A 14,538-nucleotide genomic window follows, 5' to 3' on the forward strand; every position below is an offset into this window, starting at 1 on the left:
GGTTTATTCAGAATAATTTTTTCGGTACGGAAAAAATTATGGCAAATCCAGCTTGAGTTTCCAGCCAAAGTTTTCCTCCATGCGCTTCAACAATATTTTTAGCTTTATCAGTACCTTTGGAAAAAGAAGCTATCAGGTCGGAATAATGATCCTCTGCTATTTTTTCTTCCGGGTTTTCTATTTTTATCAGGTTGGAGTTACCTGTTTCTCGTTCCATGATATGCAAGGTAATCTTACCTTTTTCCGAGAATTTAATAGCTTTGCTCATCAGGTTCATTATCGCGAATTCCATTTGCCCGGGATTAATATAAAGAACATCTGTATGCTCATCAACGAGAAGATTTACCGGAATATTTTTGGCTTCGGACAAGTCCTGCATATTTTCAATGATTCTGTTACCGAATTCGATAGCGTTGATCTCTTCTTTCTGTAAAACTTCTTCAGTGCATGTTGGGGTTTCTGTTTCAGTAAGGGTTGTAGGCAGGAAAAGCAATGTCTTGTAAGAAGCCTCATCCTTCTTGCCTTTAAAGGAATAGGCGCGGAGCTGGTATTTTTTGTCCTTTATTTCAAAATATTCTTTTTCCATTATGCCGGTGTTCATGGCTTTGGTCATTAAGCCATTTTCAGCACAGAGCTGGCCGTTCAACAAATTGCCGCATTTTTTACCCATAATTTCGTGGTGCTGTAATCCAAGATAAAATTCAATTATTTTATTGGCATAAACGACTTCCAGCTTGTCATTAAAAATCAAGATTCCTTCCAGGATATTCTCCATTAGAAAGAAGGCCAGTTCCGTAGCGTTAAACATTCATTTCTCCCTTATTTTTCCAATATTTTAATTTCTACACGCCGGTTTTTGGCCCGGTTTTCTTCTGAAATATTTTGGGCTACAGGACGATTATCCGCGTAGCCTGTAGCAACCAGCCGTTTAGGATCCAGATGACCGGTATCAATAAAATATTTGACCACACTGCAGGCCCGGCCAGTGGAAAGCTCCCAGTTTGATGGATATTTGTCCGTTACAATGGGTATATTATCTGTATGTCCTTCAACAAGAACCGGGTAAGAAGATTTATTGATGGCATTAATTATTGTATTCAGGGCAGGAACCGCAGATGATAATAATTCGCTGTCCCCGCTGTCAAAAAAAAGTGAATCGTTAATAATAATACGAATACCATTATTATCAAAATCAGTAGAAATTGACGAACTGTAATCAGATTTTTTAATATTACTGTCCAGTTCTTTTTTTATATCCATCAATTTTTCGATATCATTTTTAGCCAGTTTTGCCAGCTGGGTTTTGCTGAGCAATGTTTCCTGCATGGATTTAATGGATTGCTGGTATTTAACAATATTTGTATTGGATATGGAGAAAAGTAAAACAAAAAAAACCAGAATTTGAGACAACAGATCGCCGAACATTAATGACCATCTTGGAGCGCCGGGATCTACGGGAACAGGAATGGATACTTTTTTATTTTTATACGCTTTCATTATTTTTCAGCTTCATTAAATTTTATTGAAACTCTGTTTTTTATCGGCAGGTAAGAATTAAGTTTCGATTCTATAATACGTGCGCTTATATTTTGTCTCAAAGCAATAATTCCTTCTTTAATAACATTCATAAGCATGAGCTCTTCATTCATGCGTGTACGTAATTTTTCCACTATAGGTAAGAAAATCAGGTTAGCCATTATCGCTCCATAAAAAGTGGTTATTAAAGCCAGAGCCATTGCCGGCCCTATAGACTTCGGATCAGAGAGCCTTGTAAGCATCTGTACCAGTCCAATGATAGTCCCAATGAGCCCGAAAGCCGGAGCGAAATTAGCCATTGTATTAAATATTTGCTGTCCTGCGAGATGACGTTCTTTTTGTGCCTCAATTTCAGCGCTTAGCAGGTCATCGATCATTTCCGCTTCCAGGCCGTCTACAACCATTGAAACACCTCGTTTTAAAAATTGATCGCCGATTTTGTTTTCTTCTTTGCCCAGTCCCAGGTTGCCACCCTGCTTTGCTTTAAATGACAGTTTAACAATTGCTTCAATTATTTCTTCCAGGCTTCGCACACGTTTACTGAAAATTTTGAGAAAGACACTAAAAACTTTGATTACCTGATGAAGAGGAAAACTTATACAAGTTGCGGCTATTGTCCCGCCGAAAGTAATGAGAAAAGAGTTGAGGTCTAAAAATTGACCTATCCCTCCACCGTTGTTGATTGCATAAAAAAGAAGAGTAAAGCCGGAAAAAATACCCAGTAATGTAAAAAAATCACGGGAATACTGTCTGTTTGCGTAACCGCTCTGAGTCGCCATGCTCTTCCCCCAAATATTCTAGTTCATCAAGCTACTTGCCCGCGGGGCAGCTCACCATCCCCACAGAATGGTGTGTTTTAGTAACTTGTTGGTATTTCTGATACGATCCGCCAGGATTTTGGCTATATTTTTGTAAATGATAAGACCCACATGATTATTATGAGCAGCCACATTTTCAAGTTTTTCCCTGGACAGACAGAAAATTTCCACCACTGAAGTGGCTTCAATGGTTGCAGACCTCTTAACATCAGTTAAAAGCGAAAGTTCTCCGAAAATCTGACCCTTGCCCATTACATTAATGTTGGCGCTGTCTTCCTTTTGTGTTGAAATTTTGGCTACCACTGTTCCGGAGACTATCAGATACAGGTCCTTGTTTTGCTCATCACCTTCAGTGATTATTTCATCATGTTCCCTGAATGTCTTATATTGGATGATATTGGCCACATCACAAATGTCTTGGGGGGTAAGTCCTTCAAATATATTATATAAAGGAATTTGTTGCTGTATCTGCTCGATATTCATTACAATATTATTACAACAAATAGTAAATTTAATGTCAATAAAAAGCCCGACTTGTATGGTGTTTTATGGTGAATGAGAAATTGTCATACTGAGCTTGACGAAGTATGACCTAAACTTGATGCTCACCCTTCGTCCATTCGCCAGTCGCATAGCTGGCGAAGCTCAGGGTGACGCGCGCTCCACGTTAAGTTTTTATTTGCTCGGCTTTTTAGTGTATTCAATAAGCCCACCGGCTGTGATAAGTTCCTGCATAAATTCCGGGAAAGGTGCAGCCTTGTAAGTTTCGTTTCTGGTCAGATTTTTTATTTCCCCTTTGGCAATGTCTATTTCCAGTTTGTCGCCTTCCTTGATTTTTTCGGAAGCTTCAGGGCTTTCCAGAATAGGTAGGCCGATATTTATGGCATTACGGTAAAATATGCGGGCAAAGGTTTCGGCAATAACCGCGCTTATTCCCGCGGCTTTAATGGCAATGGGAGCGTGTTCCCGGCTGGAACCGCAGCCGAAATTAACTCCGGCCACCATAATATCCCCGGCTTTGATTTTTTGTACAAAGTTTTTATCAGCGTCTATCATGCAATATCTGGCCAGCTCCATAGGGTCGGAAGTGGTCAGATAGCGGGCCGGTATAATAACATCAGTATCTATATGGTCACCAAATTTCCAGGCACTTCCTTTAAGTAACATATTTATTCCTCCATATTCCCGAAACGGGATTAAATTTTACCAGGGTCTGTAATATATCCGGTAATAGCTGATGCTGCGGCTACAGCAGGTCCGGCCAGATAAACTTCACTTCCGGCGTCTCCCATGCGGCCTACAAAATTACGGTTGGTAGTGGCCAGCGCTTTTTCACCTTTGGCCAGAATCCCCATGTGTCCTCCCAGACAAGGTCCGCAAGTGGGTGTTGAAACAGCGGCGTTTGCATCAATAAATATCTCCAGCAGACCTTCTTTTAAGGCTTGTTTGTAAATAAGCTGTGTGGCAGGGATCACTATACAGCGAAGATCCCTGGATACTTTCTTGCCTTTCATAATCGCGGCCGCGATCCTCAAATCCTCTATGCGGCCATTGGTACAGGAGCCGATCACTACCTGATCTATTTTTACATCGGCAGCTTCCGATACATTTTTGGAGTTTTCCGGTAAATGTGGAAAAGCAACCTGCAGTTCAATGTCATCCATATTAATTTCATAACTTTTTATATACAGAGCGTCAGGGTCGCTGGCATATACCTGATACGGCCTCAAAGTCCTGCCGCTTACGTAACCCAGGGTAACATAGTCAACAGGGAAAATTCCGTTTTTTGCCCCGGCTTCAATAGCCATATTGGCTATGGTGAAGCGGTCATCCATGCTCAGCTGCTTGAGCCCTTCGCCGCTGAATTCCATGGATTGGTACAGGGCTCCATCCACGCCGATTTTCCCGATAATATAAAGGATCAAGTCTTTGCCGGTGATCCATTTTTTCTTTTTACCGGTTATATTAAAGAGTATACTTTCCGGTACTTTGAACCAGGCTTCTCCGGTGGCCATAGCCGCAGCCATATCCGTACTGCCTACGCCAGTGGAAAAAGCACCAAGTGCTCCATAAGTGCAGGTATGCGAGTCAGCGCCGATGATCAGGTCTCCGGGGCCTACAATGCCTTTTTCGGGCAACAGAGCGTGTTCCACGCCCATTTCGCCGACATCATAAAAATGTACAATGCCCATTTCCCGGGCAAAATCCCTGAGGATTTTCACCTGTTCGGCAGATTTGATATCTTTGTTAGGCGCGAAATGGTCAGGTATCAAGGCAATACGATCTTTAGCAAAAACCTTGTCTACTCCGATTTTGCGAAATTCTTTAATTGCTACCGGTGCTGTGATATCATTGCCTAGAACTATATCAACTTTAGCCTGTATCAGTTCTCCGGGTGCAACTGTTTTTTTCCCTGCGTGTGCCGCTAAAATTTTTTGCGTTATTGTCTGCCCCATTTTTTCAACTCCTCCTAATTCCCTATTCATTTCTCGCCTCTCTCCGTCCTTCGGACACCTCTCTCCGCAAGCGGAGAAAGGTTAAAAGGTTTTTCCCTCTCCACAGGTGGAGAGGGATGTCGCGTTAGCGACAGGGTGAGGCGTTAATAATCCCTATTCCTGTTGCCTACGATCCGGAGGATCATAATAAACAGGTTAATAAAGTCCAGATAGAGCGTAAGCGCGCCCAGAATGGAATACTTCTGGTAAGCCACTTCATCGTTGCCCACGGTGCTGAGCATGGCTTTAATTTTCTGTGTGTCATATGCCGTTAGCCCTATAAATACTGCCACGCCCACATAAGAAATGATCCAGTCCATCATCGGGCTGCGCAGGAAAATGTTTACCAGAGAAGCAATGATAATACCGATAAGTCCCATAAACATTAGCTTGCCCATTTGGGTCAGGTCGGACTTAGTGGTGTAGCCATAGACGGTCATAACTCCAAAAGTAGCTGCTGTAATAAAAAAAGCCAGAGCAATAGACGCTCCGGTATATAGCATAAAAATTCCCGAAAGGGTCAACCCGTTTAGGACTGAATACCCTACAAAAACATAAGTCGCTGTTGCCAGGGACATTTTATTGATGGCTCCTGCCAGACTGGCTACAGCAATCAGCTCCAGTATAATCAGCCCGAAGAGTATTATCGGGTTACCCAGCACCAGTGCCTGCATGCCGGGAGAGGCAGTCACATAAAGGGCGGTAACGCCGGTGAGAATCAAAGCGAATGTCATCCAGCTGTATACGCGGTTGAAGAATTTTTGTTCAAGTGTGGCCACTTGAGTGTTGGATTTGTTGACCATATATTTTCCTCCTTATTTTTGGCTTGTTGCAAAATGCGCTTTCTGTGTCAATTTCGTCTCTCGCTCCTCGACGTATGTCTTAATACGACTGCGTCGCTCGTTTCCTCATTTCCTTGAAATCATCATTTCGCAACTGCGCCTACAGAAACGTAAATTTAATTATAGCAGATATTGATTTTTTTTGAATGAGAAAATCAAGGAGTTCTTTTTAAAAAAGAACACAAATTTATGCGAGAGGAACCGAGCTCATTGCCGCAGGTTCCTCTCGCTCTCTTCCTGGCTAGCACCTATACTTCAGCCTCTCAAATGGCAATGTCTCATTCCGCTGACGGGTCAACTCGTCTTCCTGACTCAGTGACCCTGCAAAAACTTCCTGTTTTTGCCACGCTTCATTCGTCGGCTATTTTACGATGCTTTCGCAACGGTGCAGGGGGAATCGCTGAAAATTAATTTGGATAACAGTTAATTTAAGTTATATTTACTTGATATATAGAACTTAAAATGTCCAATTCTCTCTACGTAAAAAATCTTCAAAATTAATACAAGGGATTTTAAAATGTTCACAAATGTTAGGAATATTTCTTCCATTTTTTTTATTCTTTTCTTCAGTAACTACAGTACCATTAATGGATTTTGCTCTTGCAATGACAAAGGGATCTGCAAAAGGGCCACCGTGAAGCAATTTTTTTCTTTCAAGATTTTGTTGGAAATGTTTTACCGAATAAATTTTTGTTATAAAAGATAGCTCATCTGGTGTAGGTGCAGGAAAGGAATCTTTATTTGTTTTCAACCAATCATCCAACATAACGATATGATTCATTAAAGCAAGTTCATTTTTTACTTCTCTTACAGATGTTATCCTCTTAGTTTTCAACATTAAGTCAAATTTCGCCCAAAATGTGGGGAATCTGGCAGAGTAGTAATGATTAAAAATATTAGATAATGTACATGTATCAAATACATAAATACTGTTAGTTATAGACATAATGTTCGAAACTTTCAATATTTTTTACTTTAGTATTTAAATATTCCGATAAGTTTTCTATACTTATTTTGTTTTGGTAGTACTTACTAAATGCAAGGTTAATATAGTTTTCACCTAAATAACTTATATTGGTGTAATAATAATTACCACCAGGTGTTTTTTTCTGGTTAATTAGTTTAAGGTCATCAATCCATTTCATTGTCATTTTTTTATAAAAAGAATTGTCTATGAGTTTTAAATCCAGAAAATTTCTTAATATTACTTCTCTACTCACACTATATTTTTGGGCTAATATACTTATATTTTTCTCTGAAACGATTAAATTTTCATTGATAAATACCTTGGTAGGAACTAGAAACTCATTTGCGAATCTATTACAGACAGTTTCATAATTAGCATACTCATTTTCAATAAAATTTAATCGATTATTTTCTCTAAAATCTATCCCTCCCTTGTGAAATAGAAGGTGAGCAAGTTCGTGGAATACAGTGAAAATTTGACGAGAAAACGGCATGCTGTTGTTAATGTAGATAATTGGGTAAAGTTTATCGTATAAACAAAAGCCAGAATAATCTTCATTATGAAAAGCATCTTTAAAAATAAAGATTCCTTTTCTTTCAAGTAGTTCTCTCCATTCTTTTAATGCTATATCGTGAGATTGCCACGAAAATTGTTCCTCATAGGAAATCCCAAGAAAATCACGAATATTTTCTACAAAATTAGATATATTTTTAGCATCACTAATATGGAATTTATCAAGAATTCTATTCTGATTTAAAGAATTTCCTTCATAAAGTTCCTCAATATTTAATTGAAAAATTTTGGCCTTCCTGTAAAGTTTTATAATTTCTGGTGGTAGCGAGTTAACTATGGTGCTGGGAAGAGTTCGAAAGTCAGTTTTAGGATTATCTTCATCAGGTATCTCTGGGAAGAAAAAAACTGCAACAGGTCTTTTATAAACATTATATGCAAGATTTTCAAGTTGTGAATAGGTGGGTGATTCAGCACCATTTTCCCATGCTGCAACTAATTGAATATCCTTTTTAATTATATTTGCAACATCTTTTATTGTTAGTCCTATAGATTCTCTCGACCATTTTAAAATATTTATATTAACAGGAAGATTTTTATTCATTGTGAAATCCTTAAATTATTATATAGTATAACAATTGTTAATGATTTTTTATAGTTCGGATTTATTTAGATATATTTTTATGCTATAGCTATCTGAATTTAGGTATTTGATCTTGTATTGAATACAAGTTAAAAATATCATTATTAAATTTATATCTTCAAACTCATCAATTTCTCGCATTTAACTGGGCGCCTTGCGAAAGAGCCGTAGAATTGTCAACGAATGGAGCGTAAGCCCGTCAGGACAGACGGGTTTAAGATTCTTTTCCTAAAAGAATTTAATCCCGGTTTCCTCCCCTGAAAAGGGGAGGTGTCTCGCCGAATCCGTTTTGGGCGGAATAGGCGGACGGAGGGGTTAGCATAGACAGGATGAGTTACATTCCCAGCACATCAGCATGCGTTCCAGTCCTGGCTAGAATTAATTGATTGTGTTTAGTATCGATTTTATACAATAGCACCCAGTTGTCTTTGATATGACAATCATAATAACCATTGTAATATCCTAAAAGCTTATGATTTTTATATTTAGCAGGCAATGACTTTTTATTTAATAGGCAGTCTAATACTTTATCGAATTCTTTAAAGTTATAGGTGCCGGCTTTCTTTAGTTTTTTAATATCTTTTTGGAACGTATTTTCAACAACAAGTGCAAGCATTATATACCTAGTTTCTTGTACATTCCCTGCTTATTTTTGTATTTCGTAAGATTTTTACCTTTTTCAATATTTATTATAGATTTTAGAGTTTTTTCCGGCAATTTGATTTCAAAAGGGATACCTTTTTTAAGCAATATTTGTTTATAAAACAATATGATGGCCTCAGATGGGGTAAGGCCCAACTCATTTAAAATTATTTCGGTATCATATTTTAATTCGGGATCAATCCTGGTACTGACCCTTGCCGATTTTGCTTGTGTTATTGTTTTTGTCATAATAGCTCTCCTTTAACTTTTATATATTATATTGTACCCCAAATGGCGTACATGTAAACATTTTATTTTTGTAATTTTTCTCATTCAACCGGCATTTTCTTTTTTCTCTTTTCTTTGTAGCAATGACAAAGAAATGAGAATAGAGTTTTGAATCTTTTTTAAAAGAATTCCTAATGCTTTTCCAAAAGCCTTAGTTTCCCCTCCTTTAAAAGGAGGGGTGGCATGCGCAGCATGACGGGGAGGTATGCTCCCTTCTCTTTGCAAGAGAAGGGCTGGGGATGAGTTATCCTCGTAGGCGGACGGAGGGGTTCGTTATTTTGTCAGAACACCCACAAAAGCCTTGATCTGCTCAGCTGTCTCTGGGCTGTCGATTTTGCTTTGCTTGATATCCAATGTCCCCGCAACCGCTTTGCCATAAACATTTTTCAGATCATTTAGGGCAGGATCACTGGGTGATCCGCCACCTCTGGTCATAAAGAAAGCAGCCTTTTTTATCTTATCTTTGTTTTGCAAAAGATATGTTCTGGTGGCCGGAGCTACTCCTGTAAATCCCCATAGAGGTCCGCCGATGAGCACCAGGTCGTAATTCGCCGGTTTGTTTTTTATCGGCTCAATATCAGTAGCTATCCTTTTCATTCCGTCCCGTCCGGCTATTAACCAGCCCATTATTCCCGATCTTTTCTTTTTATCTATGAGTCCTTCAATGTCGGCTTTCAGCTCTTTGGCCAGCCTTTCAGCCAGTTTTTTTGTAGTTCCTGTTTTGGAATAATAAACAACTAATGTTTTCATTTTTTCTCCTTTTATTATAGATATTTCCAATATTATAATATATCCAAACCTTAAAGTTTTATATCTCATTATTTATATATGCCAGAATTTTGCATTTTTCCAGGCGCATTGCTGGAACAACGTAGAATTTTTTTTGTATTCGCATTTTTACGCACCATTGCGAAAAGCCTCGTAAAATGGTCGGCAAATGAAGCGTGGCAAAAACAGGATGTTTTTGCAGGGGCATCGAGTCAGGAAGACGAGTTGTCCCGTCAGTGTAATGAGCCGTCACCATTTAAGAGGCAGAAGCACAGGTGCTAGCCAGGAAGAGAGAGCGAGAGGAACCTGCGGCAATGAGCTCGGTTCCTCTCGTATAAAGTTTGAATTCTTTTTAAAAGAACTGGATATGTTTTACAGTTCCAGAACTATAGTACTGGCATACCACTCATCATAATAGAAGCTGAAACTGCTGCCGAAATGATCGTAATTGCCTCCGATTATCAAATTTGTATATTTGTCACTCACCGATACTTTAAGCAGAGGATTGATCGCCTTTATCATTCTGGCTGCGCTCATGGCGTATTCATTGGCTATTTTGAGTTTATTAGGGTCCGTCTCATCTTTATCAAATTTAATCTTGGTTAAAATTAAGACTTCTCCTTTGACTGTTCTAATGATCTCTATTTCATTTATGGAACTTCCGTCAGTTAAGGCTGGACTGCTCATTAAAGACTGCTTTATCTTTGTAAGTTCATTATTAATATAGTTGTCTTGTATATAGACATACCACATAGCATTAGATTTTGAGGGATAATCTGCACAAGCCTCCCGGACCGTATTGGCCAGATTAAGCCTGAGATCGTCTATTTTTTTCTTATCTAATATCTCTATATCTATTTTATCGCTGAATCCCAGTTTCCCGAAATCGCGCGCCAGTTTTTCCAGAATGATATCACCCGTCAATGAGGACAGGTTACTGATGCAGCTGTGTATAGAGACCATAGCTGAAGTTTTGGCTTCCCTTAATGCAGAAGTTTTGTCTATTGAAGGTTTTTCAAAAGCCAGAAATGAAAGGTCTTTGGATTTAGCTGTTGTTTTTAAACAGCTTAACAATAATTTTGTTTTTTCAGGCCCCAGCGCTACAAGTTCTCCCAATACTTTTTTTGCGTGATTACCTGTAAAAATATTAAGGCCTGTGGCAAGCATATCAAGTTCCTGCTGTAAAAATTTGGAAATTTGTAACTTATCGGTAACTGAAATGATTTTTGTTAAAAGTTTCATATAATGCTCCTGTCTATCAACCAATTATCGATTGAGAGTTTTATTTATTTCACTAATTTATTTTCACTATCGGTAATTTTTATGCAACTTTTTCAAAATCATAACGATAGATAAATAGATAAACAGAAATCAATAAATTTAAGGAGATAAAAATGTTTAACAAAATAATTGCCATGACTGACGAAATGCTGCTCGATGCAGTGAACAAATTAATGAACTGGACGAACCGGTATTTTTATACTAAGGACAGAATAAGTTTTATCCTATTGAAAGAATCCAAAAACCTGGCCATAGAAGTTTATAAAAACGGTAATAGAGAAGGTGGTACTGCTTTGGTCAGTCTTCGTACGGCAAAAAATTTGTTAGAAGAACTTAAAGATAAGATCGAACCTTTTACCGGCGGCCATCATCACGAAGAAGACGCGGCTGAGATCTATTTACAGAATATGATCGAAAAGGCAAATACCCGAGATGATGCCTCGATTGAAGAAGTGGAAGCTTTGATGAAATGGGTAGATCGTCATTATTACGCCAGAGGGCAAATAAATTTCATATTGCTTAAGGATTCCGGGTGTTTGGTTATTCAGATTCCCAAGACAACATACAAAGAAGGCGGCGCTGTTGTGGTAAGTTTGAGCGACGCAAAAAGTTTGCTGGAAGAACTTAAAAAAGGTCTGGAATCCATTGATGGGCATCACAAAGAGGATATGTATACGGAATTCAATCTGCAGTGGCTTTTAGAAAATGCATTGAAATACAATATAACTATTCCGGCTTAATCTTTTTGTTCGGTGTTCAGGATATTAAGAAGAATAGAAGAACTTAGGGTTTAGCTAGACTTCTAATCTTCCAATCCTCTAAACTTCCAATAAGTAGCTTACCCTTATTTCGCTACTATAGACATCGGTCCAGTGCGACTCTTTTTTGCCCTGATTGGTGCTCAGTACCCGCCAGTTTAGTCCGGGATTTTCCAGATATTTGTCCCAGCTTATTCCGGAATAGTTAAAACCAAGTGACTTGAAATAGGTTTCCAGCAAAGTTATGGTAGGGCAGGATAGAAGTGAGAGTTGTTTGTTGCCTTTGGTTACTGTTCCGGGCAGTGCATACGAACTTTTTTCCGTTTGGGTAAGATTATGCAGCATAAGCGGCAGTTTGAAAGTATCCGCGGTCACAGATTTCAATACAGCTTTGCTGTCTTTGCCCTGCACAGCGCAATAATAAGCAGTAAAAGTATCCAGAATTATGGCTTTTTTAGCTATTTTTTTTAATAATGACAGCAGATGATAATTATCCGGTATGTAGTACATTAGGCCGAAACAAAGGACAGTATCAAAACTTTTTTCCGGCAGAGTCTCCAGATATTCAATGATATTTCCGACTTTAAAGTCATATTTACTTTTATTTACTTTATATACTGAAAAGTATTCACAGGCCTGTTCCAGTAAGACTGGCTCAATATCCACACCTTGCACAAAGCCGGCTCCCAACTGCAAAGCTATATAAGCAAAAGTGCCGAAGTGGCAGCCCAGATCGAGTACGCGCTTGTTTTTTATATATTTTTTGTTATTGTCCAGTAAAATTTTTGCCCGGACATTTACTGTTTCGTAAGTGTAAGGAACTGCCCAGCGTTTGGCGCGGGTGTCTTGTGTTAAAAAATGAGAATTTGCAGCGATATATTCCTTGTCCATTATTTTACTGCCAGCATAGCGCAGAAATTAAGATACTGAAAAAAAGGCTCAGCGGTCTTAAATCCGGCTTTTTTCAGCAGACCAATATTTTCCTTAATGGTATAACTTATTAGTACATTTTCCAATGCCTCTCTTTTCTGGCGTATTTCCAGTTCGGTATATTTATTGTCCAGCTTAAATTGTGCATAAAGATTAAAAAATGTCTGCTGATTATGGTCGGCCAGAATTTTTTCACTGAGCAGTATTATGCCTCCGGGAAGTAAAGAATCGAATAATTTTTTTAGAAGTTTCAATCTTTTGGACGGAGGTATAAACTGTAATACATAAGTTATGATAATTACCGAACAGGGTTCGGGCTCAAATGATAAGAGATCTGCTTCGACAAATTTTATAAATGGAAATTTCCGGCATTTCACCCCGGCTTTTGCCAGCATTTGCGCGGAGGAATCTACTCCTGTAAGTTTCATTTTTTTCTGAGACTGTGATGCTATACGGTACAAAGTTTCACCTGTGGAACAGCCAAGATCATAAATTTGTGTTTTTTCCTGATAAAATTTCAGAGCAAATTTGCCAAGCAAATACTGCAGTTCCTTATAGCAGGGTACGGATCGGTTGATCATATCGTCAAACACATCAGCGACTTCCTGATTAAAGGAAAATGGCGGGATATCAGACAGCGGCTTGCGGTATATTTTGTCCTGTTTCATGGCTCAAGGTTATAACATAAAATAACTTATGGGTAAAGTTCCTGCTCATCTGTCTGAAAATATAGTCATTGCGAGGAGCGTTGGCGACGTGGCCAGCCGTCGCAGTGCTAGGGCTGGTAAACAATCCTCTAAAGTAATAGGAGGATTGCCTGCCCGCCGAAGCCCTTGGGCGAGGGAGGGCCGCGCTTCGCTCGCAATGACTTAGAAATTTATTTTTATCAATCAATTACAGAGTTATTATTGATAATAAATTTAGCGCCTAATGTGTAACCATAAGTTCTGCTATTTAAAAGATAGATCCATTTTTTACTTTTAACCTTACTGCCGGAACCATTGCCGATTATGATCACCGGGCCTCTGGCTGTAAAGGATGAATGATTTCCATAGGACGGACCGAGAATCGAGATTTTGTTGCCAACATCTATAGGTTTCATATTCGCCCCGAAATAACTGCCTCTGTAATAAACAGCTTTTTTGTTCCTTAAATATTTTTGTAGTTGTGGCAGGCTTTTGCCAAGTTTAGCAGCCAATTGTTCATCATTATATATTTTCATAAACATGTCCAGCATTTCGCTTGGCGTTGGTTGAGGCCTGTTGATATCACGGCCCGGGGAATATTGTCTTTCGTCAGCATAAGTCAATTTTTTGAAAATAAATTTTGTAGTGTCCGGAGAAAAGGACCTGTCTATAAACGGCATATTTTCTTTGATAAACACTTTACATCTTGCTATAATTGGCCGCAATTTATCTACAAAGCCCGGTTTTACCGGTACAATAATTTGATAGTAGTCAGGGATAACAATTGGTGCGTTTACCGATTGATTAACAGCTAATACTTCTGCCTCTGTTATGGGCGGAGAAATTAAATCCTGGTTCAAGTTGGGGGCAGCATTTAACGGAACATTTTCGTTAAAACCTAGCTTTTCAAAGTCTCGCGCCAGTTTATACTCAATAATATTTCCGGCTTGCGCGGACAAGTTGCTCAGACAACTGTGAATAGAAACCATGGCTGAAGTTCGCGCTTCAGCTTCAGGATTTGACCTGTCTATTAAAGGTTTGCCCGAAGCAAGGAAGGAAAGACTTCTTGAGGTATCCGGAAACTGTATACAGCTTAATAGCAATTTTGTTTTATCCGGTCCCAGCGCAACAAACTCTTCCATTATTTTTCTGGCATTAGGTCCTGTAAAAATGTTGGCTCCCAGCTTCAGCCTTTCCAACCCCCGCCTGAGCAGCATGGAAATTCTTATTTCATTAACAACGGATATGAGTTTTGTTTGCATTAGCGTTATAACTCCAGAAAAGTTTAATCTTATAATTATCGAACTCAATTTTTATTAGTTGCAAAAAATAGAAACACAATTATTACGTTAACATATATTTACAGATAAGCGT

The 14,538-nt window shown here is 38.7% G+C and carries 17 protein-coding genes; 1 reads left to right on the forward strand and 16 read right to left on the reverse strand.

The window, feature by feature from the left end:
• Window positions 1-7: 7 nt before the first annotated feature.
• The 13 genes from PHV30_02530 to PHV30_02590 form a co-directional block, all read right to left on the reverse strand.
• Entirely contained in the window at window positions 8-808 is an 801-nt protein-coding gene (locus tag PHV30_02530) for a hypothetical protein (protein ID MDD5455892.1), read from the reverse strand.
• Window positions 809-819: 11 nt separating this feature from the next.
• Window positions 820-1,497, reverse strand: a complete 678-nt coding sequence (locus PHV30_02535; GenBank protein ID MDD5455893.1) for a flagellar motor protein MotB — start codon at window positions 1,495-1,497, stop codon at window positions 820-822.
• The gene (locus tag PHV30_02540; GenBank protein ID MDD5455894.1) at window positions 1,497-2,315 is read right to left on the reverse strand and encodes a MotA/TolQ/ExbB proton channel family protein; all 819 of its coding nucleotides are present in this window, start codon (window positions 2,313-2,315) and stop codon (window positions 1,497-1,499) included. The genes PHV30_02535 and PHV30_02540 overlap by 1 nt, the downstream gene beginning before the upstream one ends.
• Before the next feature lie 51 nt (window positions 2,316-2,366).
• Window positions 2,367-2,837, reverse strand: coding sequence for a cyclic nucleotide-binding domain-containing protein (locus tag PHV30_02545; protein ID MDD5455895.1), 471 nt, complete (start codon window positions 2,835-2,837; stop codon window positions 2,367-2,369).
• Between the two features lie 192 nt (window positions 2,838-3,029).
• Window positions 3,030-3,521 (reverse strand): 3-isopropylmalate dehydratase small subunit, encoded by a 492-nt coding sequence (gene leuD, locus PHV30_02550; GenBank protein MDD5455896.1) that lies wholly within the window; start codon window positions 3,519-3,521, stop codon window positions 3,030-3,032.
• A gap of 29 nt (window positions 3,522-3,550) precedes the next feature.
• A complete protein-coding gene (gene leuC, locus PHV30_02555) occupies window positions 3,551-4,810 on the reverse strand; it encodes a 3-isopropylmalate dehydratase large subunit (protein ID MDD5455897.1) in 1,260 nt (419 codons plus the stop codon).
• Window positions 4,811-4,953: 143 nt separating this feature from the next.
• Window positions 4,954-5,652: a Bax inhibitor-1/YccA family protein gene (locus PHV30_02560; protein ID MDD5455898.1), complete on the reverse strand. Its 699-nt coding sequence runs from the start codon at window positions 5,650-5,652 to the stop codon at window positions 4,954-4,956.
• A 496-nt stretch (window positions 5,653-6,148) separates the two neighbouring features.
• The gene (locus PHV30_02565; GenBank protein ID MDD5455899.1) at window positions 6,149-6,637 is read right to left on the reverse strand and encodes a DUF4411 family protein; all 489 of its coding nucleotides are present in this window, start codon (window positions 6,635-6,637) and stop codon (window positions 6,149-6,151) included.
• Complete coding sequence (locus tag PHV30_02570) at window positions 6,624-7,772, reverse strand: XRE family transcriptional regulator (GenBank protein ID MDD5455900.1); 1,149 nt, start codon at window positions 7,770-7,772, stop codon at window positions 6,624-6,626. Before PHV30_02570 ends, PHV30_02565 begins: the two co-directional genes overlap by 14 nt.
• Window positions 7,773-8,145: 373 nt before the next feature.
• Entirely contained in the window at window positions 8,146-8,427 is a 282-nt protein-coding gene (locus tag PHV30_02575) for a type II toxin-antitoxin system YafQ family toxin (GenBank protein ID MDD5455901.1), read from the reverse strand.
• Complete coding sequence (locus tag PHV30_02580; GenBank protein ID MDD5455902.1) at window positions 8,427-8,702, reverse strand: type II toxin-antitoxin system RelB/DinJ family antitoxin; 276 nt, start codon at window positions 8,700-8,702, stop codon at window positions 8,427-8,429. The genes PHV30_02575 and PHV30_02580 overlap by 1 nt, the downstream gene beginning before the upstream one ends.
• A 312-nt stretch (window positions 8,703-9,014) precedes the next feature.
• Complete coding sequence (locus tag PHV30_02585; protein ID MDD5455903.1) at window positions 9,015-9,491, reverse strand: flavodoxin; 477 nt, start codon at window positions 9,489-9,491, stop codon at window positions 9,015-9,017.
• Between the two features lie 390 nt (window positions 9,492-9,881).
• The gene (locus PHV30_02590; GenBank protein MDD5455904.1) at window positions 9,882-10,751 is read right to left on the reverse strand and encodes a hypothetical protein; all 870 of its coding nucleotides are present in this window, start codon (window positions 10,749-10,751) and stop codon (window positions 9,882-9,884) included.
• Window positions 10,752-10,903: 152 nt separating this feature from the next.
• Here PHV30_02590 and PHV30_02595 point away from each other — a divergent pair, with 152 nt between their 5' ends.
• On the forward strand, window positions 10,904-11,530 hold the full coding sequence (locus tag PHV30_02595; GenBank protein MDD5455905.1) for a hypothetical protein: 627 nt from the start codon (window positions 10,904-10,906) through the stop codon (window positions 11,528-11,530).
• Window positions 11,531-11,608: 78 nt separating this feature from the next.
• On the opposite strand, the gene PHV30_02600 is transcribed toward PHV30_02595, so the two are convergent.
• From PHV30_02600 to PHV30_02610, 3 genes are all read right to left on the reverse strand, one after another.
• Window positions 11,609-12,439 (reverse strand): class I SAM-dependent methyltransferase, encoded by an 831-nt coding sequence (locus PHV30_02600; GenBank protein MDD5455906.1) that lies wholly within the window; start codon window positions 12,437-12,439, stop codon window positions 11,609-11,611.
• Window positions 12,439-13,146 (reverse strand): carboxy-S-adenosyl-L-methionine synthase CmoA, encoded by a 708-nt coding sequence (cmoA, locus tag PHV30_02605; GenBank protein ID MDD5455907.1) that lies wholly within the window; start codon window positions 13,144-13,146, stop codon window positions 12,439-12,441. Before cmoA ends, PHV30_02600 begins: the two co-directional genes overlap by 1 nt.
• 218 nt (window positions 13,147-13,364) lie before the next feature.
• The gene (locus PHV30_02610) at window positions 13,365-14,426 is read right to left on the reverse strand and encodes a hypothetical protein (GenBank protein ID MDD5455908.1); all 1,062 of its coding nucleotides are present in this window, start codon (window positions 14,424-14,426) and stop codon (window positions 13,365-13,367) included.
• Between the last annotated feature and the right edge of the window lie 112 nt (window positions 14,427-14,538).

It is taken from the genome of Candidatus Margulisiibacteriota bacterium, from assembly GCA_028715625.1.
In the GTDB taxonomy this organism is placed as follows: Bacteria; Margulisbacteria; Riflemargulisbacteria; order GWF2-35-9; family GWF2-35-9; genus JAQURL01.

Coding starts and splice junctions, on each gene's coding strand:
- PHV30_02610 (MDD5455908.1), bottom strand. CDS start 14,426: ATGCAAACAAAACTCATATCCGTTGTTAATGAAATAAGAATTTCCATG.
- leuC (MDD5455897.1), bottom strand. CDS start 4,810: ATGGGGCAGACAATAACGCAAAAAATTTTAGCGGCACACGCAGGGAAA.
- PHV30_02580 (MDD5455902.1), bottom strand. CDS start 8,702: ATGACAAAAACAATAACACAAGCAAAATCGGCAAGGGTCAGTACCAGG.
- PHV30_02600 (MDD5455906.1), bottom strand. CDS start 12,439: ATGGACAAGGAATATATCGCTGCAAATTCTCATTTTTTAACACAAGAC.
- leuD (MDD5455896.1), bottom strand. CDS start 3,521: ATGTTACTTAAAGGAAGTGCCTGGAAATTTGGTGACCATATAGATACT.
- PHV30_02565 (MDD5455899.1), bottom strand. CDS start 6,637: ATGTCTATAACTAACAGTATTTATGTATTTGATACATGTACATTATCT.
- PHV30_02560 (MDD5455898.1), bottom strand. CDS start 5,652: ATGGTCAACAAATCCAACACTCAAGTGGCCACACTTGAACAAAAATTC.
- PHV30_02545 (MDD5455895.1), bottom strand. CDS start 2,837: ATGAATATCGAGCAGATACAGCAACAAATTCCTTTATATAATATATTT.
- PHV30_02585 (MDD5455903.1), bottom strand. CDS start 9,491: ATGAAAACATTAGTTGTTTATTATTCCAAAACAGGAACTACAAAAAAA.
- PHV30_02530 (MDD5455892.1), bottom strand. CDS start 808: ATGTTTAACGCTACGGAACTGGCCTTCTTTCTAATGGAGAATATCCTG.
- PHV30_02595 (MDD5455905.1), top strand. CDS start 10,904: ATGTTTAACAAAATAATTGCCATGACTGACGAAATGCTGCTCGATGCA.
- cmoA (MDD5455907.1), bottom strand. CDS start 13,146: ATGAAACAGGACAAAATATACCGCAAGCCGCTGTCTGATATCCCGCCA.
- PHV30_02575 (MDD5455901.1), bottom strand. CDS start 8,427: ATGCTTGCACTTGTTGTTGAAAATACGTTCCAAAAAGATATTAAAAAA.
- PHV30_02540 (MDD5455894.1), bottom strand. CDS start 2,315: ATGGCGACTCAGAGCGGTTACGCAAACAGACAGTATTCCCGTGATTTT.
- PHV30_02590 (MDD5455904.1), bottom strand. CDS start 10,751: ATGAAACTTTTAACAAAAATCATTTCAGTTACCGATAAGTTACAAATT.
- PHV30_02570 (MDD5455900.1), bottom strand. CDS start 7,772: ATGAATAAAAATCTTCCTGTTAATATAAATATTTTAAAATGGTCGAGA.
- PHV30_02535 (MDD5455893.1), bottom strand. CDS start 1,497: ATGAAAGCGTATAAAAATAAAAAAGTATCCATTCCTGTTCCCGTAGAT.